The 20,944-nt window shown below is 51.5% G+C and carries 21 protein-coding genes; 15 read left to right on the forward strand and 6 right to left on the reverse strand.

Going from position 1 to position 20,944, the window contains the following annotated elements; genetic code table 11:
- Window positions 1-54 precede the first annotated feature (54 nt).
- A complete protein-coding gene (nosD, locus tag FHP88_RS09150; protein WP_186297668.1) occupies window positions 55-1,329 on the forward strand; it encodes a nitrous oxide reductase family maturation protein NosD in 1,275 nt (424 codons plus the stop codon).
- A 17-nt stretch (window positions 1,330-1,346) separates the two neighbouring features.
- Here nosD and FHP88_RS09155 read toward each other — a convergent pair whose 3' ends face one another.
- Window positions 1,347-2,651 carry a serine/threonine-protein kinase gene (locus tag FHP88_RS09155; RefSeq protein ID WP_144358743.1) on the reverse strand — a complete coding sequence of 435 codons (1,305 nt, stop codon included), beginning with the start codon at window positions 2,649-2,651 and terminating at the stop codon, window positions 1,347-1,349.
- A 40-nt stretch (window positions 2,652-2,691) separates the two neighbouring features.
- Window positions 2,692-3,600 (reverse strand): hypothetical protein, encoded by a 909-nt coding sequence (locus FHP88_RS09160; RefSeq protein ID WP_144358744.1) that lies wholly within the window; start codon window positions 3,598-3,600, stop codon window positions 2,692-2,694.
- A gap of 113 nt (window positions 3,601-3,713) precedes the next feature.
- On the opposite strand from FHP88_RS09160, the gene FHP88_RS09165 reads away from it, so the two are divergent.
- From FHP88_RS09165 to hybE, 8 genes are all read left to right on the forward strand, one after another.
- Window positions 3,714-4,991, forward strand: a complete 1,278-nt coding sequence (locus tag FHP88_RS09165) for an acetyl-CoA hydrolase/transferase family protein (protein ID WP_260843223.1) — start codon at window positions 3,714-3,716, stop codon at window positions 4,989-4,991.
- A gap of 319 nt (window positions 4,992-5,310) precedes the next feature.
- On the forward strand, window positions 5,311-6,444 hold the full coding sequence (locus tag FHP88_RS09170; protein ID WP_144358746.1) for a hydrogenase small subunit: 1,134 nt from the start codon (window positions 5,311-5,313) through the stop codon (window positions 6,442-6,444).
- Window positions 6,445-6,453: 9 nt separating this feature from the next.
- Window positions 6,454-7,479 carry a hydrogenase 2 operon protein HybA gene (gene hybA / locus FHP88_RS09175; protein ID WP_144358747.1) on the forward strand — a complete coding sequence of 342 codons (1,026 nt, stop codon included), beginning with the start codon at window positions 6,454-6,456 and terminating at the stop codon, window positions 7,477-7,479.
- A complete protein-coding gene (gene hybB, locus FHP88_RS09180; RefSeq protein ID WP_144358748.1) occupies window positions 7,476-8,615 on the forward strand; it encodes a Ni/Fe-hydrogenase cytochrome b subunit in 1,140 nt (379 codons plus the stop codon). The genes hybA and hybB overlap by 4 nt, the downstream gene beginning before the upstream one ends.
- Before the next feature lie 36 nt (window positions 8,616-8,651).
- Window positions 8,652-10,352, forward strand: coding sequence for a nickel-dependent hydrogenase large subunit (locus FHP88_RS09185; RefSeq protein ID WP_144358749.1), 1,701 nt, complete (start codon window positions 8,652-8,654; stop codon window positions 10,350-10,352).
- A gap of 189 nt (window positions 10,353-10,541) precedes the next feature.
- A complete protein-coding gene (locus FHP88_RS09190) occupies window positions 10,542-11,057 on the forward strand; it encodes a HyaD/HybD family hydrogenase maturation endopeptidase (RefSeq protein ID WP_144358750.1) in 516 nt (171 codons plus the stop codon).
- Between the two features lie 26 nt (window positions 11,058-11,083).
- On the forward strand, window positions 11,084-11,392 hold the full coding sequence (locus tag FHP88_RS09195) for a HypC/HybG/HupF family hydrogenase formation chaperone (protein ID WP_144358751.1): 309 nt from the start codon (window positions 11,084-11,086) through the stop codon (window positions 11,390-11,392).
- 7 nt (window positions 11,393-11,399) lie between these two features.
- Window positions 11,400-11,933, forward strand: coding sequence for a [NiFe]-hydrogenase assembly chaperone HybE (hybE, locus tag FHP88_RS09200; RefSeq protein ID WP_144358752.1), 534 nt, complete (start codon window positions 11,400-11,402; stop codon window positions 11,931-11,933).
- A gap of 57 nt (window positions 11,934-11,990) precedes the next feature.
- On the opposite strand, the gene FHP88_RS09205 is transcribed toward hybE, so the two are convergent.
- The 3 genes from FHP88_RS09205 to FHP88_RS09215 form a co-directional block, all read right to left on the reverse strand.
- On the reverse strand, window positions 11,991-13,121 hold the full coding sequence (locus FHP88_RS09205; protein ID WP_144358753.1) for an FAD-dependent oxidoreductase: 1,131 nt from the start codon (window positions 13,119-13,121) through the stop codon (window positions 11,991-11,993).
- Between the two features lie 120 nt (window positions 13,122-13,241).
- Complete coding sequence (locus FHP88_RS09210; RefSeq protein ID WP_144358754.1) at window positions 13,242-13,406, reverse strand: rubredoxin; 165 nt, start codon at window positions 13,404-13,406, stop codon at window positions 13,242-13,244.
- A 45-nt stretch (window positions 13,407-13,451) separates the two neighbouring features.
- Entirely contained in the window at window positions 13,452-13,928 is a 477-nt protein-coding gene (locus tag FHP88_RS09215; protein WP_144358755.1) for a rubrerythrin family protein, read from the reverse strand.
- 101 nt (window positions 13,929-14,029) lie between these two features.
- On the opposite strand from FHP88_RS09215, the gene FHP88_RS09220 reads away from it, so the two are divergent.
- From FHP88_RS09220 to FHP88_RS09245, 6 genes are all read left to right on the forward strand, one after another.
- The gene (locus FHP88_RS09220) at window positions 14,030-14,932 is read left to right on the forward strand and encodes a hydrogen peroxide-inducible genes activator (protein WP_144358756.1); all 903 of its coding nucleotides are present in this window, start codon (window positions 14,030-14,032) and stop codon (window positions 14,930-14,932) included.
- Between the two features lie 174 nt (window positions 14,933-15,106).
- Complete coding sequence (locus FHP88_RS09225; RefSeq protein WP_260843224.1) at window positions 15,107-15,652, forward strand: cytochrome c oxidase subunit 3 family protein; 546 nt, start codon at window positions 15,107-15,109, stop codon at window positions 15,650-15,652.
- 1 nt (window position 15,653) lies between these two features.
- Entirely contained in the window at window positions 15,654-15,947 is a 294-nt protein-coding gene (locus tag FHP88_RS09230; protein ID WP_144358757.1) for a cytochrome C oxidase subunit IV family protein, read from the forward strand.
- Between the two features lie 518 nt (window positions 15,948-16,465).
- Window positions 16,466-18,448: a cytochrome C gene (locus tag FHP88_RS09235; protein WP_144358758.1), complete on the forward strand. Its 1,983-nt coding sequence runs from the start codon at window positions 16,466-16,468 to the stop codon at window positions 18,446-18,448.
- Window positions 18,449-18,483: 35 nt separating this feature from the next.
- Window positions 18,484-19,062 (forward strand): c-type cytochrome, encoded by a 579-nt coding sequence (locus tag FHP88_RS09240; RefSeq protein ID WP_144358759.1) that lies wholly within the window; start codon window positions 18,484-18,486, stop codon window positions 19,060-19,062.
- 28 nt (window positions 19,063-19,090) lie between these two features.
- Window positions 19,091-20,386, forward strand: coding sequence for an NAD(P)/FAD-dependent oxidoreductase (locus FHP88_RS09245; protein ID WP_144358760.1), 1,296 nt, complete (start codon window positions 19,091-19,093; stop codon window positions 20,384-20,386).
- A 156-nt stretch (window positions 20,387-20,542) separates the two neighbouring features.
- On the opposite strand, the gene FHP88_RS09250 is transcribed toward FHP88_RS09245, so the two are convergent.
- Complete coding sequence (locus tag FHP88_RS09250; RefSeq protein WP_260843225.1) at window positions 20,543-20,935, reverse strand: TusE/DsrC/DsvC family sulfur relay protein; 393 nt, start codon at window positions 20,933-20,935, stop codon at window positions 20,543-20,545.
- Between the last annotated feature and the right edge of the window lie 9 nt (window positions 20,936-20,944).

The raw sequence follows: 20,944 nt of genomic DNA on the forward strand, positions 1-20,944 counted from the left end.
CCTGATGACAGAGTGGTCCGACTATTTCACTTTTTACAGATTATGAGGTTACCTTTGCTGAGACACTTTGCCCAGTGCCTGATGATCTGGATTGCCCTCTCTCCTCATTCCGTTATGGGTATGACACCCCTTCAGCCGCTTATTGATGCAGCGGAGGTTGGTGCTACTCTGCAGTTGCCACCTGGTCGCTATAGCGGCCCGGTACTGATTGATAAGCCGTTGACTATTGATGGCGCAGGCCAAGTGACAATTGACGGAGGTGGGGTAGGGACGGTGATCACTATCGATACCGATGGAGCCCGTCTGAGTAATCTGCACATTACCGGATCAGGTGATCGGCACAATGAGCTGGATGCCGGAATCCTGGTCTCTGGCAAATTTAATGTCATTAAGGATAACCGGCTGGATGATGTGCTGTTTGGAATTGCGCTTCATCAATCAGAGCATGGCATTGTGCGACGAAATACCATCCAGTCCAAAGTGCGTGAGTTGGCACAGCGGGGTGATGGTCTGCGCATTTGGTACAGCGTTGGCAACAAAATCACACAGAATAGAATTCTAAACGCCCGTGATGTGATTATCCTTGATTCACGGGAGAACTATCTGGCAGAAAACCAGGTACAGGGAGGGCGTTATTCGCTGCATGTGGTGAATTCGCAGGGTACCCAGATTAAAGGTAATCGTTTTATTGATAATGAGGCGGGTATTTTTGCCCTGAAGGCTAATGGTCTGGTTATCCAGCAGAATCTGGTGGCAGAGATCCGGGATGTAACCGGCGTTGGCATTGGTCTCAAAGAGAGTTCCAGTGCACGCATAGAGGAGAATCGCATATTCAACGTCAAGATTGGTATAGCGTTGGACTTATCGCCAGAAGATCATGATCTCCCAAACTATGTCAGCGCCAATCTGATTGCTCACAATACCGTGGGTATCCAGTTCTTGAGTGACCGAGGGGGCAATCATCTATCCGCTAATCGGTTCGTTAATAACTACCTTCCGGTTGCCGTCAGGAATGGGGGTGGTGCATTGAAAAATCGCTGGGGAGGTAATTATTGGAGCGATTATGCCGGTTTTGATCAGGACCAGAATGGCAGTGGAGACACACCTTATGAGTTATACGCCTACGCCGATCAACTGTGGTTGGACTTTCCGGGGGCGCAGTTTTTTGTCGCCAGCCCGACATTCAGCCTGCTCGATTTTCTTGAGCGGTTGGCTCCCTTTACTGAACCCCGCCTGATGGTGAGAGATCATTATCCACGTTTTTCAGGTGATGATGCTGAATTAAGTGTGACCCAGAAAACCAAACCCACCACTTGTACGTTGTGTTAGATCAAGGCGGGTAAAGACTAAAGTGCAGAGGCCATCATCGATGTCTTTTCGAGTCGATCAGCCAGGGTCCGCATCAGTACTTTGTCAAATTTGATCTGTAGCTGAACTGAGGCCTGCTGCAGGGCCTCCGTTTTGATCTTGATGACAGTCACGGGTGTGTTGCTGACCACACTGGCGCTGCGGGGTTTTTTCATGCCGTTGATATAGGCCATCTCCCCAAAGCACTGGCCGGCCTCGATCAGACCCAGAAATGAATCATTTTTCATGATGCGCGCATCACCAGAGGCGAGAATAAAGATTGAGCCGCCAATCTTGCCCTCTTCAATAAGCGTCTTGGCCCCTCGAAAACGTCGCCATTTGCTAATTCTCAGTACCTCCCAGAGTTCCACATCGGTAAACAGATGGAAGAAGGGGAGCGTTTTAAGGATATTAAATTTACGGGTATCTGAAACATCAATACTGGATGAGTGCTCCAGTTGTTCATGGACGGCCGCCAAATCGCAGGCGAGATCCGCCCAGCTAGCGTATCGATCAGATGCCTGTTTACTGATGCAGCGCTCGACGATGCCAACAATCGCCTTGGGTATGCCTCGACGGACATCCTCCAATGGTGTCGGTGGTTTGTTGGATATCTTCTGTATCAGATCAAACTGGTTATCAGCAGTGAAAGGCAGTTTGCCGCTCAGCATCTGATACATGACCACACCCAATGAGTAGATGTCGGCTTGTTGGCTGAGCTCTTGCCCCATGATCTGCTCTGGGGACATGTAGCTCGGCGTGCCGACCGCATCAACTACCTGGGTCAGGTCTGAGTCAGTGAGCAGTGCTGTGCCAAAGTCGGTGACCTTGATATCCGTGCCGCCTGTAGTCAGCAGGTTGGCAGGTTTGATATCGCGGTGGATCAGACCGTTTAGGAACGCATATTCAAGGGCGTTACAGCATTTGAATATAATCTCGACCACATCATCAATCGGTAGAAGGCTATCCGGATTTGTATAACGTTTGAGCGTGTGGCCGTTGATGTACTCCATGACGATGTAGTGCATGTCATGTTCGGTACCCGCATCAAATACGGTCACAATATAGGGGTGACGCAGTTTGCCTGCGAGGCTTGCCTCGTTGATAAACATTTTCTTGAAGCGAGCGCCATTGACCGGATCGCTGAAGATGTTCTGGTGGGCAATTTTTATGGCAACTTCGGATTTTGAAAAGGGATCCTCGGCCAGGTAGACAGAGGCAGTGGCACCTCTGCCGAGCAGTTTGCGGATCTGAAATTTTCCGATCGTTGTGCGTGTCAGGTCGTCGATGTCCGGCTTCTCCACAGGATTAGATCATCTATTGGAGAGTGCCGATGGAGTGGTTTCAGCGCTTTACTGACCAGCTCTCATGATAGTATTGGCACTGCTCCAGAAATTCACTGGTGCTTTTGGGCATTGGAACCCTAGCACCTGAAAGATAGGTGATAAGTTGGGTTCCTGCGGTGATCAACTTCACGCCTTGATCAATATGCCGCTGTTTTTCTCTATCGGTAGTGATTGGCAGGGTGTCATTGAACTGTTCGATCCGCTCTCGTGAAGAGACAAAGTCAGGCCAGACGGTAAAGAGTGCCTTGTCTTGTTTAATGACTTCAATCTGTTGTTTCGCTGCACGGGAATAGTTCAGAACGAAAGGGATGGCGGGTTCAAAGTATTCATCGCCTGTGAATGTGAGTACTATTTGGTGTGTAACCCGATCAATATCGTTCATCGATTGGGCGATCTTGCGATAGCGTGATTCGAACAGCTGCTCAAGCGGATGCGAAAAGGCCTTGAACGGTTCGCCCCACAGCTCATCAATGCCTTCATGCCCACTGTAGTGTTTGACCAATTTGCCGAGTTCCAGCGCCTCTTTGAAGTAGTCACCGCAACGTACCATAAGTTCATTATCATGGTTGACCTTGACGCCTTTGGCTTCAAGATCAACGATGGCATTAAAAATATCCGATGCGCGATTGAACAGGGCGCCGGCCAACATGGCCCCGTTGACCCGTTTTTTTGCAAGATCATGCTCCTGTTCATAGGCCTCGCGGGCCTCTTCCAGTCGCTCTCCCGGAGTATTGATGCCACTTTCTGTATGATGGAAAGCGCGACGAGTCAGGTCGTCGATCAGTTTTTTACGATTGGCGAGGGTGTTTTCCGGGGTAGGGTAGTAGCGGATCCAGTAGCCGTCATAGAAGATGCACTCTTTATCCGCAATGATCTGATGCGTACCGTTTTCAGGAATATTGCTCATGGTTCACTTCTGACATAGCTCAATCAAACAGGCCGACAAACTGAAGTAGAATGATCCACTTCTGGCTATGCGGCGCGATTCTACGCTTTATTATCGGCACAGGGAATTCAAAATTGACTACTAAATTGTATAAAAATGCAGCCGATGCCCTGGAAGTGCTGGAGTCCGGACAGCGCGTATTCATTCATGGGGCGTCATCTACACCGCTGAGACTGATAGAAGGTCTGGTCGGACACGCGGACAGGTTAAGGAACGTAGAGATTATGCATCTGCACACTTTTGGCGATGCGTGTTATGCAGATCAGCGTTACGCCGAAAGTTTTCGAGTGGCCAATCTCTTTGTCGGTGGCAATATGCGGCCCTATTATGATGGTGATCGTGTCGATTATCTGCCCTGCTTCCTCTCTGAGATACCGGCGCTGTTCCGTTCTGGGCAACGGCCCATCGATGTGGCGCTGATGCACCTCTCACCGCCGGATAAGCACGGTTTCTGTACATTAGGCTGCAGTGTCGATGTGGCCCTTGAGGCACTGTTGACTGCCAAAACAGTCATTGCGCAGATCAACCCCAGAATGCCACGAGTGCATGGTGACGGTTTTGTCCATATCTCCAGAGTCGATCACTACATCGAAGTGGATGAGCCCATTCCGGAAGTTGCTCCTGCAATACTGGGGGATGTGGAGTTGGCCATTGGGCGTAATGCTGCCGGGCTGATTGAAGATGGAGCGACACTGCAGATGGGTATCGGTGGTATACCGGACGCGGTATTAAAAGCACTGCATGGGCATCGTCATCTTGGGGTACATACCGAGATGTGGTCAGATGGATTGCTGGATCTGATTGAAGCGGGTGCGGTGGACAATTCCCGGAAAAAGACACACCGGGGTAAAACAGTCTCCGGTTTCATCATGGGTACGCAACGGGTTTACGATTTTATTGATGATGATCCTTCAGTGATTCAGGCGCGTATTGACTGGGTGAACTCGCCCCATGAGATTGCCAAGAATCCCAAGGTGACAGCGATTAATTCAGCCATTGAGGTCGATCTGACCGGGCAGGTATGTGCCGATTCCATTGGCCATCGGATAATCTCAGGTGTGGGCGGACAGATGGATTTTATTCGGGGGGCATCACTTTCACAGGGCGGTAAACCGATTATCGCTCTGCCCAGCCGTACACGTAAGGGTCGTTCACGCCTGGTTTCAGCGCTGAATAGCGGGGCGGGTGTGGTGACTACCCGTTCTCATGTCCATTACATCGTTACCGAATATGGTGTGGCTAACCTCTTTGGGCGTACCCTCAACGAGCGGGCTGAGGCACTGATTGCAATTGCCCACCCGGATGATCGCGAACAGCTGTCCCGTGAGTGGCGAGAGATCAGGGCTTCCTGACGACCCATCAATATATTCATCGACAACTGCATGCTTTATTACCAGGCAATTTTCCTGGGAAATTCTCTGCGCCGTTAAGTTCATGCCCTCCTGGAAACATAGTTTTCATCTCCAGCCTTTTGGTGAAATAACACCTTCCGATATGCATTACTGATATATGTCAGCAACTTAAATAACCCTCTGATTATCAGGATAAAAATATTGCCCTTTTTTTTGGCATGGAAAGTGTAATTACGTCTGGAATGGCAGATCACAGCAGTTGGATCTTCAGACATCAGAATAACGCACCTTCCAGAACCGACAATTGAGGTAGGGGTTAATGAACGACGAGCGCAATTTCGAGCAACTCGAAAAGAGACTGGGCGTATCCCGGCGGGACTTTATGAAGTTCTGTACCGGCGTGGCTGCGACCATGGGTTTGACCACCAGTGATGCCATGGCGATGGCCAATGCGGTAGCCAGCCCAAAGGCGAGACCACCGGTAATTTGGCTGCATGGCCAGGAATGCACAGGCTGTACAGAGTCCCTGTTGCGTTCGGAACATCCGACGATTGAGACCCTGATCCTGGATTTGATCTCGCTCGATTACCACGAGACATTGGCAGCGGCGGCCGGTCATCAAGTGGAGGCTGCTAAGCAGGCCTCCATGAAGGCCAACAAGGGCAAGTACCTGCTGGTCATTGAAGGTGCTACGCCGACCAAGGATGGCGGGATCTACTGCAAGATCGGCGGCAAGACCATGCTGGATCATGTGAAAGAAGCGGCCGAAGGTGCGGCAGCGATTGTCTCTATCGGTTCTTGTGCCTCGTGGGGCGGTATCCCCTCTAGTGGAATCAACCCCACTGAGGCGAAAGGTGCTCCAGAGATCCTCCCTGACAAGACGGTTGTCACCATTCCGGGTTGTCCGCCAAATCCCTATAACTTCCTCTCCACTGTGCTGCATTTTGTCACCTTCGGCAAACTGCCTGCACTGGATCATCTGAATCGTCCCAAGTTTGCTTACGGTCGACTGATCCATGAGAACTGCGAACGTCGTCCACATTTTGATGCGGGTCGTTTTGCACTGGAGTTCGGTGATGAGGGGCATAAGCTGGGTTACTGTCTTTACAAACTGGGTTGTAAAGGTCCTGAGACCTATGCCAATTGTCCCGCTATCGAGTTTGGCGATGTAGGTGGTGGTGCCTGGCCTGTAGGTGTAGGCCATCCCTGTTTCGGTTGTACGGAAGAGGGCGTTGGTTTCACCAAGGCGATTCACCAGTTGGCGGATGTGAAGACTCATGCGCCACCCAATGCCTTCCCTTATGTCAATGATCGTCCAGGCACCAACAGTGCCACACCGGGTGCGGCTGCACTGGTCGGTGGTGTGATCGGTGCTGCAGTTGGTGCGACCGCTATGGCTGCCAAGAAGCTGGGAAAGAGTAACGAGGCAGGCGACGGCGATAGCCAGGGTTAAGGGGGCGTTATGAAACGTAGAGATTTTCTCAAAGCGACTGCAGGGGGTGCAACCGCAGCACTCTGCGGTGCCGGCATTGCCGAAGCGCGGGAAAACAAGCCGCCATTAGAGAATGCTATCGGCATACTCTATGACGCGACCTTGTGCGTGGGCTGTAAAGCCTGTGTGCGCGCCTGTAAAGAGATTAATGGTCTGCCACCCACCCTTATGGGTGAGGATGTTCAGTACGATGCCTCACGGGGTGTTTCTGGCACGACTTACAATGTCATCAAGGTCTACAAAAACGGCACTTCAGAAGCAAAAGATAAAGAGATCGATGGTTTTTCTTTTGCCAAGAAGAGTTGTATGCACTGTGTTGACCCGGCTTGTGTTTCCGGTTGTCCGGTATCGGCGCTGACCAAAAACCCAGTGACGGGTATTGTTCAGTACAACGCGGATACCTGTATCGGTTGTCGTAACTGCATGGTGGGTTGTCCGTTCAGTATTCCTCAGTACGAGTACCACGATGCCAAAGGCCAGATTCAGAAATGTCTGTTCTGTAACCAGGCGGGTGTGGAGCGTATTTCTCAGGGGTTGCTACCGGGTTGTGCGGATGTCTGTCCGACCGGTGCCACGCTGTTTGGTACCCGCAAAGAGTTGCTGGCGGAGGCGAAAAAACGGCTTGCTGCAAAACCGGGTGAGACTTACATCTATCCCAGGGGGCGTGCCTCAGATGAGCTACATACCCATGAGAAGGATGCACCCGCTTATCAACAACACATCTATGGTGAGCATGAGGTAGGTGGCACCCAGGTAATGCATATTGCCGGTGTACCACTGAACAAGTTGGGCATGCCCGAACTCCCTGATCGCTCTTACGCTTCCATCGCAGAAGGGGTCCAGCACACGCTTTATAAAGGCATGATTGCTCCGGCAATTGCCTTGGCGGGACTCGCCTATGTGGTCAAGCGTAACACCAGTAACTCGGACCAGGATGACCCAGATGGTCAAAACAGTCGTCGTCCCGGGCCTAACAACGATAGAGGTGAACCATGAGTGAACATCAACCGGTAGAAGGTAAGATCCTTACCCTGCCCTTCATGTTCCTGGGCGTCCTGGCTGCGATTGGACTTTATTTTCTCGGCGTACGTTTTGCTGATGGATTGGGTGCAGTGGCTAACATCAATTCCGGTTACCCCTGGGGTATCTGGGTAGTCTACGATGTGGTGGTTGGTACCGCTCTGGCCTGTGGTGGCTACGCCTTGGCGTTTGTCATTTATGTCTTTAATAAGGGTAAATATCATCCACTGATCCGACCGGCCATACTGGCCAGTCTGTTCGGTTATGCGCTGGGTGGTTTTGGTGCCTTCTTTGATATGGGGCGCTACTGGCAGTTCTATAACATCGCCATGCCGTCCAACTGGAACTTCAACTCGGTCATGCTCGAAGTAGGTCTTTGCGTCATCACCTACATCTTCGTGCTGTTTATCGAGTTTGCTCCAGCCGTGCTCGAAAGAATGGGTGCGAAGAACATGTTGCGTTGGTTGAATAAGGTACTGTTCTTCTTTATCGCGCTCGGTGTGCTGCTGCCGACCATGCACCAATCTTCCTTGGGATCGCTTTTGATCATCATGGGGGCCAAGGTGCATCCACTGTGGCAGTCACTACAGTGGCAACCATTAATGGCACTGCTAACCGCCTTGACCATGGGCTTCTCGATTGTAATCTTTGAGGCATCCTTTGCCGCCGTTGGTTTTAATCGCCGTCCTGAAACACCGCTGCTGGCGCGGCTTAGTAAAGCGATCATCGCGTTGATTTCAGTCTTCCTGTTGGTGCGTGTTCTTGAACTGGCTCTGAATGGGAAGCTTGGCTTTGCCTTCGCGGGTGATCTGGCTGGCAACATGTTCCTGCTGGAGATGGCGCTGTTTATCTTCCCGCTGGTAGTGATGTTGTCACGGGGCAATCGGGACAACGGTAGGTTACTGCTGTTTGCGGCTGTTTCCTTGTTGTTTGCCGGTGCGCTTTATCGCTTCAATGCGTTCCTGATCGCATTTAATCCAGGTCCAGGTTACAGCTACTTCCCCTCTGTCCCCGAGATTATGGTGACCGTGGGTATCGTTGCGATTGAAATCATGGCCTATCTGGTCTTCGTTAAGAAACTGCCCGTTCTGCATTCTGCTGAACATGCGTAAGGCAGAACAGACATTCCTTAAGTAGGAGAGAATATTGTGGCTACTCGTATTACTGTTGATCCCGTAACCCGCATTGAGGGACACTTGCGCATCGATGTTGAAGTAGAAGATGGCAAGGTTAATAACGCCTGGTCCTCCGGCCAGATGTGGCGGGGTATTGAAAAGATCCTGGTGGGCCGTGATCCCCGTGATGCCTGGGTCTTCACCCAACGCATCTGCGGCGTTTGCACCACCGTACATGCACTCACCTCGGTGCGTGCAGTTGAGAATGCATTGAATCTTGAAGTGCCGCTCAATGCACAATTTGTACGTAACCTGATTGTTGCGGCTCAGGCCGTGCATGATCATATCGTCCACTTTTATCATCTCTCTGCCCTTGACTGGGTGGATGTGGTTTCAGCGCTGGATGCTGATCCGGTTGCGACCTCTAAACTGGCGGAGAGTCTCTCCTCCTGGGGGGGCAATGGGCCCCATGAGATGAAGGCGGTAAAAGATAAACTGGCGGCCTTCGTTGCCAGTGGTCAACTCGGTCCGTTTGCGAATGGTTACTGGGGACACCCTGCCATGAAGCTGCCGCCGGAAGTGAATCTACTGGCCGTCGCGCATTATTTGCAAGCGTTGGAAGTGCAGCGCTATGCCAACAAGATTGTCACCATCCTGGGTGGCAAGACGCCACACATCCAGAACCTGGCTGTCGGTGGTGTCTCCAATTCCATCAATCTGGATAGTCAGTCCACATTGAACATGGAACGTCTGCTGGCGATCAAAGGCTGGATCGATAAGTTGTCCGACTTTGTTCATAATGTTTATTTGGTAGATGTCCCTGCCGTGGGTGCGTTCTATCTGGATTGGGCCGGATACGGCCAGGGTGTGACGGATTATCTTTCTGTTCCTGATATGCCAATCGATACCAAAGGTACAAAGTTTGCGTTGCCCGGCGGTTATATTAAGGGTGGCGATCTGACCACCTTCAAGCCAATCACCAGCTATCAGGATGGTTACTTCCGTGAAGGTGTGAAGGAGAGTTCCAAGCACTCCTGGTATGAAGGTGACGCGGCGTTGCATCCCTGGGACGGTGAGACTGAGCCCCAGTACACTGACTTCCAGGATGAAGGGCAATACTCCTGGATCAAGTCGCCTACCTTCTACGGAAAACCGGCCCAGGTGGGTCCACTGGCCAATGTCCTCTGTATGGCTGCTGCGGGCCATGAGTCCACCGCGAAGCACCTGAAGACAGCCATGGGTACCCTTAATGCGGTTTCTGGTAAAGAGATTCCATTAGCAGCTCTACACTCTACCATTGGGCGCCATGCAGCGCGTGCAGTACGCACCGCGGTCATGCTGGATAATATGAACGAGCAGTGGAATATGCTGGTAGAGAATATCGGCAAAGGTGACACCGATACGTTCAATCAACCGGTGTTCCCTAAAGGTGAGATCAAAGGCTTCGGTTTCCATGAAGCCCCTCGCGGTGTGCTTTCTCATTGGGTGGTTATCAATGATGGCAAGATCAAGAACTACCAGTGTGTAGTACCCAGTACCTGGAATGCGGGCCCGCGTAATGAGAGTGATGAAATGGGTCCTTACGAAGCTTCACTGATGGGTAATCCAGTTGCTGATCCTGAGCAACCGCTGGAAGTGTTACGTACGGTTCACTCGTTTGACCCTTGTATCGCCTGCGCTATCCATCTGGTGGATACCGAGCAACAGGAGATCATCAAGGTTAAAGCCCTCTGAGCATCTGAACAGCTATAGATGCCTCCTTCCCTCCTATCCCTAACAGGGTGGGAGGGTTTTTTAAAATCTCCCTACTTGGTAGGGTGGGCACGCTTTTGTGCCCACGCTGAAAATCCGATATGGGAAAGGTGGGCAAAAACTTCGTGCCCACCCTACGCGACTTTTTGCCTGACGAAGAGTGGAGACGAAATGAGTGTAGTAGTGATCGGTTTGGGAAATGTTCTGCTGTCCGATGAAGGGTTGGGTGTACGTGCCGTCGAGTTGCTTGAGCAACGCTACATCCTGCCTGAATCTGTTGAAGTGATTGATGGTGGCACCTCAGCCATGGATCTGCTCAATCCGCTCAGTAATAACGATCATGTCATCATTGCAGACTCGGTTAAGACCGGTGCAGCACCTTGCACGTTAGTCCGGCTTGCAGATGAACAGGTCCCCAAGTTCTTTCAGACCAAGATATCGCCGCATCAAATTGGTCTCTCTGATCTGTTGGCCCTGCTGACGGTACAAGGGCAAGCCCCTAAAAAGATCACGATCATTGGCATGGTACCTGAATCTTTCGCCACTCATATCGGTTTGACTGAGGGTGTATCCGCCAAGATGGATGAAATGGTCGAACTGTTGGTGGATGAATTGCGTTCGCTTGGCATTGCAGTAAAACCCAGGCAGGATGGAGCCCAGGGCTTCTGGGCAGAAGCAGAACAGTAAACGGGACTGACAGGTTAGGTGAAGATATGTGTATCGGAATTCCTATGCAAGTTATTGAACAGCGTGATTTGATGGCGTTGTGTCGGGGACGTGGGCGGGAAGAGATGGTCAATACCATGTTGATTGGCCCGCAGGCGCCAGGTACCTGGGTTTTGAATTTCATTGGTTCGGCTCGGGAAGTGTTGACTGAAGACGAGGCGAAGCAGACCAACAATGCTTTGGATGCCATGGAACAGATTATGAGTGGCAATGATGAAGTGGATATTGATACCTATTTTGCCGATCTGACCGATCGGAACCGCACCCCTGGTTCTTTTCCTACCGATAAGAGTTGAATGATTGATGTCACACCCTGCTTTTTATTCCAATAATCCTGCCGAGTTGATCACCCAAGCGTTTAGACAGATCGAGCAGAATCAGATGCAGGGATTGCCGGTCTGCAATGAGCAATTGACGACTGAAATTGTTGGGCTAACGCGTTTCCAAGCATTTTGGGTGGGTGCTTTGATTACCCCCTGGACACTCCAATTGATCATGTTGCCTGCCACCGCCGATGCAGAGCAGTTGGTTGAAAGTGATCATAGAACTTATGAATTTCCTCAGGGCAAGGTCGTTTTCATGACGACTGAAAATGAAGCGCTTGGCCCCTATCAATCTTGCGCCCTGATGTCGCCGCTGCACAGCTTTGAAACACAAGAACAGATCAGACAGACCGCGGTGGAAGTGATGGAGTTGATGTTCCAACCGCCTGCGGAAGTTGAACAGACGCAATCCGTTCAGGTAGCAGTGCCTGGACGTCTTGATATTGATCGGGAGTCGAAATCGACCGAGAAGAGTGGATCGCGGCGCGATTTTCTCAGGGGTGCCCTGAAGTAGATCTTTGTGTTACCAGGTATTTATAAAAGCGCCGATCAATTGATCGGCACTTTTCGTTTACATCGCCTTCAGTAGCGCCGCCTTCTCTTCAACTGCCTCTCCGGTCAGAGCAAAACCAAGCAGGGTTCCATCAGCCGATTTGAATAGGCATTTGGTACCCTGTGTGGCTGCTTCGATCTCCCATCCACCCTCTGTGCCACGCGGTGCAGGTGCTACAACAATCGGATGGGCGGGCGTCTTGATGGTGACTGGCATTGCCGGATAAACCACTTCAGAAGGTGTGCCCGTCAATGTCTTGGCCAGGGCTCGTGCGCCAATCATCAGTGGCATGACAAACGGGAGATTCTGTCCTTCAACCTCTGCACAGTCACCCAGGGCATAGATATCGGGTTGACTAGTGGCCAGAAAACGATCGGTAACAATGCCGCGTTCTGTTTTCAGTCCGGTTACTTCTGCCAGTTTCACATCGGGTTTAAGACCGATGGCGGATAACATCACATCGGCCTGCACCTTGTCGCCATTCGCCAGAGTCAGCTCATAACCATTCTCAGCATGATTGATTGATTCAGCCACGGTACCGAGTTGCCATTTGATGCCAATATCGCTGAGTCCTTGTTGCAAGGCTTTTCCGGCAGCCTCGGGCAACAGGGTGCTGATTGGGTAGGGGTCAGGGCCGATCAGGGTGATGGCGCGTCCAGAGACGGCGAGATCATTGGCAAATTCACAGCCAATCAAACCCGGGCCGATAATGGCAACCCGTTCAGCCTTTTCGATCTTGGTGCGGAACTGGGTGTACTCCTCTATATCGTTGACCGATAGAAGATCGTCAGCCGCATCACCTTTAAAAGGCAGGCGAATCGGACGTGCACCCGTTGCCAGTACCAATTTGTCGTAGTGAACCGTTCCTGCGGTATCCGTCTCCAGTGAATGGGCATCACCATCAACGGTTGTTACTCGGGTATGGGTATGGATCACCGCATTCAGCCGTTCTGCCATGGTCGCGGCATCTGCCGAGATGATCTGTTCAGGCTGCTTCCCCTGAATCAGGGCGTTTGAAAGAGCGGGTTTTGGATAGGCGTAACCGTTGTCAGCCGTGATCAGAACAAGCGGCACCTCACTGTCGATTTTACGTATCTCACGGGCCAGGCTATAGCCCGCCATACCCGTTCCAATTATCACGATAGACATAGTTTTTACCCTTTGTTACTGACCTGCTTACTTCAGTCAGCAGGTAATTGCAGTTGCTTGTATGGGGTGTTTGGTCTGTCTGTGCAATCCCTTGCAACAGACAGTGTCAGGGTAGGTGAATTAGACCTCGACCATCTCGAAATCATCCTTGGATGTACCACAGTCTGGGCACTCCCAATCGTCAGGAATATCTTCCCACTTGGTGCCGGCTGGAATGCCCTCATCAGGGATGCCAACGGCTTCGTCATAGATAAAGTCACATACAATACACTTATACTTTTTCATCACTGTTCCCTCTTTAATTAATTCAGTAATACTTTATGGTTCTAATTAGCTGGCGACATTCTTCAGCGCATCACGATAGTGATTGGCATGCCGCTCTTCAACCTTGGTCAAAGCATTGAAGCGTTTGGCGGCAGTATCCAGCAAGCGGCTGAAGCGTTCCGCATGTTCAGCGGATTCGGCAATCTGCTCATCCATCTCTTTCACCGCGTCGTCATTCTTCTCTTGCAAGGCGGTGTGGCGGAACTCAGGATACATCTCCGTATATTCGTATGTTTCACCTTCAATGGCCAGTTCTAACATCCGTTCTACGGTTAATGTGTCTTTGGGGTAGAGCAGATCAAGATGACCAAAGGCATGGGCTGTCTCCTGCTGCGCAGTATTTTCAAATACCGCAGCCACGTCATCAGCGCCTAATTCACGGCACAATTTGGCGAAGTAGAGGTATTTACGGTTTGCCATGGATTCACCGGCAAAGGCTGCCTCAAGGTTCTTTACAGTCTTTGAAATAGTTAATTCAGTCATCTCATTTCTCCTGGTGTTGAATTCGATGGATGTAGGTTACTGAATGGTGTAAATTCGATCCAATTGAATTAAAAAATAGTATTAATGGAGAAAAGCGATTAATGAATCTACCGACACTTAGACAGCTTCATTATCTGGTCACGGTGGTGGAGTTATGTCATTTCGGCCAAGCGGCAGAACGCTGCTTTGTTACTCAATCAACCTTGAGTACGGCTATTCAGGAGCTGGAAGGGCTGCTCGGTGTTCAACTGCTTGAGCGCACTAAGCGCAAGGTGATCCCCACCAAGCTGGGTATCGACCTGGCCAACAAGGCCCGGGAGATCATCAGCATGACCGAATCACTGGTACTGGACGCCCAGGTAGATCGTAAACCACTCAGCGGTGCGCTAAAGCTGGGAGTGATCCCTACCATCAGTCCTTTTCTTCTACCCAAGGTACTGCCGGGCGTCCGCACAACCTTTGCCGATCTGGAGCTTTATCTGCTGGAAGATCAGACCCAGCATTTGCTGGAGCGGCTATCCGCGGGTGAACTGGACTGCGCTATCCTGGCTCTGCCGTTTGATCTGGGTGGGTTGGAACAGCAGGTGTTCTGGCAGGAGGACTTCCTGGTCGCCTTCCCGGCCGGGCATCCTCTCAGTGAAGGAGGACCCATCGCCTCAAGGGCCTTACCCGGTAATGAATTACTGTTGCTCGAAAAGGGCCACTGCCTGCGCGATCATGCCTTGGCTGTCTGTCATATGAAGGCAGTAGCCAATCGAGCCTCGTTTCAAGGCACCAGTCTCTACACCTTGGTACAGATGGTAGCAGGCGGGCAGGGCATCACCTTTCTTCCAGAGATGGCGGTCAATGATGACTTTTTGGCACAGAACCAGATTGCCGTACGTCCACTGGCCGAGAAGGGACCACATCGTGAATTAAGCCTAGTGTGGCGAGCCTCCTATCATCGCAAGGCTGATTTGGCTCTCCTGGCGAACTGTATGCATGGCTTGTTGGAGAAGGGGTAGTTGGCCATTGGTGTAAAAGTGCGCTTTTTTAAACGTTAGTTACCAGTATCAAGCTAGTTTGACCTTTATCATAGATCCACCCGATAGCATTCATGAATAATGGACACGATGACTACCCCTTTGACAGAGCCTATTTATGCACAACCAAGTGCTAGTGTAGATGATCACAACAGGGTGCCAGGAAACAGTGGCATCTGGGTCGGTATCTTCTGCGTACTAGTAGAATTTTTTCTGCTCTTTATTGTTTACTTCGTTGCCAAGGCGCATCACCCTGAAGCCTTCCAGACTGGACCCGATAAACTCGTCACTCTAGCGGGTGTAACGATTACATTGCTTTTATTGACCAGTGGTTATTGCATGGTTAAGGCGGTTGAGTCGATCCGAAAGGACGCTGCGACCAGGGCATTCCGCTGGGTCATACTGGCGTTCATCCTGGGTTGTGGTTATCCACTGGTTAAATATTTTGAAATCCAGTGGAACATGGCACATGGCGTCGATACCAAGGCGGGTATTTTTTACACGGTCTATTACTACCTCACACTTAATCATCTCGTGCATGTGTTCTGGGGGTTGTTGGGGCTTGGTTGGGTCGCTGTACGCACCCATCGCGGTATCTACACATCAAAAGACTACAGTGGCCTGGAAGCGGCGGCGGTCTATTGGCACACCACCGATGTCATCTGGCTGGCGATTTTTCCCTTCTTCTACATATTGAGGTGAAATGGGAAAGATGAATATTGGACATGCAGAAAAAATATGGTTGCTGCTGATTGGCCTGACAGTGGCGGGTGCCTGGTTCGCAGAAACGGGACATCCCGGCTGGCCTTTGACCTTGATTGTTGCAGGACTGATCGCATTTAAAGGTCGCATGGTAGTCGATCACTACATGGAGATGAGTCGTGCCAATGCGCGCATTCGCCATGTCCTCTATACCTTCATAACGATAGTCCCTCTATTGGTTATCTTCAGTCATGGTTGGGGTGATCTATTCAGACGGCTGACAACGTTGAACTGAGCTGTTGATATAACCTTGCTTGCGTAATCATAGAAACTCAGAACCTATTAGCTTCTGTAGTGGATAAGACGAAAAATCAATTCCGCGCCATGCGGCAGGTTACCTCGTTCCAGCGTGGTTCAATAGCGCACTAAAAATATTACTCAGGATAAATGGGATGCCTTGGTGCTTATGACGCTTGAGCAATACCTCTGGCAATCTGTCCAATATGACTGATTCATTAATTGGGATTGTAGGCGGATGGCTAAAGCAAGAAACAGTGTATACCCGCATAGATATAACTACGGAAACCTATTGATGTTTATCAAGTAATAACCCTGCTTACATTGTTACTTTATTCTGGCGGGAGATCTGTAGGGTGGGGTTTTATTGTTATCTAAGGGGCATATTCCCTGAATTCTGATCTCTGACTTTTTAAGCTTGTACGTTCCTGTACGCCATTTTGTTGTGTTCCGGAATGTTCTATAGCTTCTGCCTTGTTGCAGCGGTTGTGTCTCATAAACTGCAGGGATCACGAGATGTCAAAGATCAGCCTTAAATACTCGACCTGGTTCGCCTTCCTCTTATTTATTGCCGTTGTTTTCCCTTTATCAGCCACTGAGAATGGTGTGGCCACGTTGCTAGGCGAAGAGATCCCCCACGGCTTTGACCCCAAGACGGGCAAGCGCATCATACCGAATGAACGCTGCCTGACATGTCACGGCGATGAGAAACAACAAACTGATGTGCGGGATGATGGCAGTCCGGTCAAGATCTTTGTTCATCGCAAAGAGATTGAGGCGAGTGTTCACGGCGAACAGAGCTGCAACAGCTGCCACGTAACGATCGAACGCGTCCCTCACCGCAAGGCACCGGCCGTGATTGTTGGCTGTATCGACTGTCACAAGGAGACCTGGGACGAATACAAAAATGATCTCGACGGCAAACATGACCGCCTCAAAGTGGTTAATGAGCAGATCGACAGCTTTATGCAGTCGGTCCATGCCCAACCCAGCAAACTTGATCAATCACAGACCAATGCCACCTGCTATGACTGTCATGATGCGCATAACGTCGGTGAGCTGGGCAGTATTCAGCGTGCCGAGAAACGCCTGAAAAACCCGGAGGTATGTGGACGTTGTCACGAGAAAGAACTGGTCGCCTACAAAACCTCTGATCACGGTAAGGCTGTTCTGGAGAAAGGTGACAGCGAGTCGGCGGTCTGTTCTGACTGCCACACCACCCATGACATCAGTTCACCCGAGAGCGACAAAGCCAAACGAGCGATCACCAAAAATTGCGGCGACTGTCACGAGGATGCCCAGCGCACTTACTTCGACTCATATCACGGCCAGGTGCATCGTCTCGGCTACACCAATACCGCCAAGTGCCACGACTGCCACGGCGGTCATGAGGTTAAGGGTGCAGATGACCCCACTTCAGAGATTCACGCCAACAATCGCCTGGAGAACTGTAAGGTCTGTCACACCGAGGCCAATGAGAACTTCCTGACCTTCTGGCCCCATGGTGACGCGGACGACAGAGAAAACTATCCTGGTCTGTGGTTCTTCAAAATATTCATGCAAATCCTGATCTTCTCGGTCATGGCCTTCTTCTGGGTCCATGTCATGTTGTGGCTCTACCGCGAGGTGATGGACCGCATCCAGGGCAAGGGCTTTATCGAGGATATGGACAAGCCTGACATCGTCTACTTCCGCCGCTTCCCGCTTGTCTGGCGCTGGATTCATGGGTTGTTCGCGGTCTCTACCATGACCCTGATTCTGACCGGTACCACGCTGCTGTTCTCACATACCAGTTGGGCCAAGGCCGTGGTGGTATTCCTGGGTGGTGTTGAGATGGAAGGCATAATTCACCGTACCGCTGCAGTGATCTGGCTCGGTATCTTTATCGCCCATCTGCTGATCGCCATCAGTAACATCTGGCGTAAGCGTGACGAATTCAAATGGTTTGGCAGTACATCGATGTTGCCCAATATGAAGGACGCCCGTGATCTGCGGGATATGTTCAAGTGGTTCTTCGGCAAGGGACCACGCCCCGAGTTCTCTCACTGGACTTACTGGCAGAAGTTTGATTACTGGGCTCCCTTCTGGGGTGCGGCCGTTATTGGTACCTCCGGTATTATGCTGTTCATGCCAGAGAAGACCGCCCTCTTCCTGCCGGGCTGGATGTTCAATATCGCCACCCTGGTACATGCTGAGGAGGCGCTGCTGGCCGCCATCTTCCTGAACTCGGTACACTTCTTCAACGTGCACTTCAGGCCCGAGCGCTTCCCGATGAGTACCACCATCTTCACCGGCGCCATTCCCTTTGAGGAGTTCAGGCATGACCACAGTGAAGAGTACGAGCGGCTTGTCGCCAGCGGTGAGATCAACAATTACCTGGTCAGACGTCCCTCGCGGCGTGCCGACCTGGCAGCCTCCTTTATCACCAGCGTGTTGATCATGGCGGGTCTGGCCTTGCTTACCCTGGTGCTGATCGGCCTGGCCACCTCACCGAACTGATGATGGGAGCGGATAACATGCAGAGAGATAACATCATGAATAAAACCGTTCGCAATCTCCTCGTGGCAGCACTGACACTGCTCCCGGCCACTGTTCTGGCCGATCCAACGGCACAGGCGCTGGCCTTTACCTGTGCGGGCTGCCATGGCACGGATGGTTCCAGCGTGGGGCCATCCAGCCCCTCCATCGCCGGCATGGACCCTGAGGTCTTTGTTGATGCCATGCAGGCGTATAAAGCGGATCAGCGCAATGCCACTATCATGGATCGTATCGCCAAGGGTTACACCGACGAACAGATCAAAGGCATGTCCTGGTTTTTTGCCAAGCAGCCACTTCTGTTGAAGCCCCAGAAGCATGATCCTGATCTGGCCAAGCTGGGTGCCGATCTTCACAAGGAGTACTGCGAGAAGTGCCACTCTGACGGAGGACGGGAGAGCGATTCCGGCATTCTGGCCGGTCAGTGGATGCCCTACCTTGAGTACTCCATGACCGACTTTGTCGAGGGGAGAAGAGCCTATCCACGCAAGATGAAGCGTAAGGTGGATGCCGTACTGAAAGAGCACGGTAAAAAGGCTCAATCAGCATTGATTCATTTCTACGGCAGCCAGCAGTAAACAGGTATCAGGTATAAGGAAAAAGATGATGAGTGATTTTAATCGCAGAGATTTTATTCGCATAGCATCCGGCGCCACACTGGCAACAGGTGTTCTGGGATTTCCTGGTCTGTTACTGGCAGCCGGCCCCAAGGTCGTGATCGTTGGGGGTGGCGTGGGTGGTTGCACTGCGGCCAAGTATCTTCGCAAGCTCGATCCCCGGATTGATGTGACCCTGGTTGAACCGAAGGCCGCCTACACCTCCTGCTTTATGAGTAACGAAGTACTTAGCGGTGATCGGACTATTGAATCGATCACCTTCGATTACGAAGGCCTAAAGCGTCATGGGGTGAAGATCATCAGCGATCGGGTTTCAGTCATTGATCCCGAGAAAAAACAGGTGGTGACCGATGGCGGAGAACGCTTCCCCTATGATGCCTGTGTCGTCTCACCCGGCGTCGATTTCAAGTGGGACGCGATTGAAGGCTACGATGCGGAGGTGGCTGAAACCATTCCTCATGCCTGGTTTGCCGGTAAACAAACGGTCACTCTGCGCAAGCAGATTGAATCCATGCCCGAGGGGGGGAAAGTGATCATTGTCGCTCCGCCCAACCCATTCAAGTGCCCCCCAGGACCTTATGAGCGGGCGGCCCAGATCGCCATGTACTGTAAGCACCATAAACCCAAGGCGAAGATACTTATTCTCGATCCCAAAGACGCCTTTTCCAAGCAGGGCCTGTTCCGACAGGGTTGGTCCAAGCTGTATGGATTCGGCACCGAGAACAGCATGATCGAATGGGTCGGTGCTGCCGGGGGTGGTAAAGTGGAGGCGATTGATCCCTCCACAATGACCCTGCAGGCGGAGATTGAAGAGTTCCAGGCCGATGTCATCAATATCATTCCCCCACAAAAGGCTGGCAAGGTGGCCTTTGCCTCCGACCTGGTGGACGGTGACTGGTGCCCGGTCGATAAGATGACCTTTGAATCCAAACGTCACCCCGGCATCCATGTCCTGGGTGACGCATCGAACGCAGCCAAGATGCCAAAATCGGCCTATGCCGCCAACTCTCAGGCGAAGGTAGCAGCTGCGGCCATTGTGGCCCGATTCAATGGCCTTGAGCCAGGTGATCCGACCTTTGTTAACACCTGCTACAGCATCTTGGGCGAAGAGCACGGTATCTCCGTTGCTGCAGTATACCGCCTGGACAAGGAGACAAACGTTATCGAATCGATAAAAGGTTCTGGAGGGTTATCACCCATGGATGCCTCGGACGAGCAGCGCAAGCGCGAGGTGACCTATGCACACAGCTGGTTCAAGAACCTGATCCACGACATGATGGGGTGATAGGTGATGTGCCCGATTGGAACATGCGGATACCCGGAGATGTGTAGACCAGCCGTGAGTGTTGGTTTAGATGTTTTGTGAATATCAGCGAGTCTGACCTATCGGATTAATTTTCAGCGTGGGCAAAAATGCCCTACCTTGCTAAGCCGAAATTGATCAGTGCTCGCCTTTTGTCTTACGTATGCCGGCCAGCCGGTTGCCCTGTTTCTGTGGCCCGCCCATCGGGAACATATCGTGCAGGTAGCGAGTATTGGCCCGCTCCTTGCCCCATACCTTGCGAAAGTGTTTGATCATGTCGCGTACCTGCGCCTGTACCCGGTGCTGCTGGTAGTAGTCGCGGATGTAATTGATCACCTCCCAGTGTTCGTCATTCAGGGTCAGCTGCTCTTTCTCCGCAAGGGCTAGGGCAAAGGCCTCCGACCACTCGTCCATGTCCTGTATATAGCCCTCCTGATCGGTAGCAATCAGGTGGCCACCGATGTCAACGTAGTCGATACGGATGGCAAAAGGGTTTGTCTGCATGGGTTCTTTTTTGTTCGGCATATTCATTTTATTAAA

Source organism: Sedimenticola selenatireducens (assembly GCF_007625115.1).
GTDB lineage: Bacteria > Pseudomonadota > Gammaproteobacteria > Chromatiales > Chromatiaceae > Sedimenticola > Sedimenticola selenatireducens_A.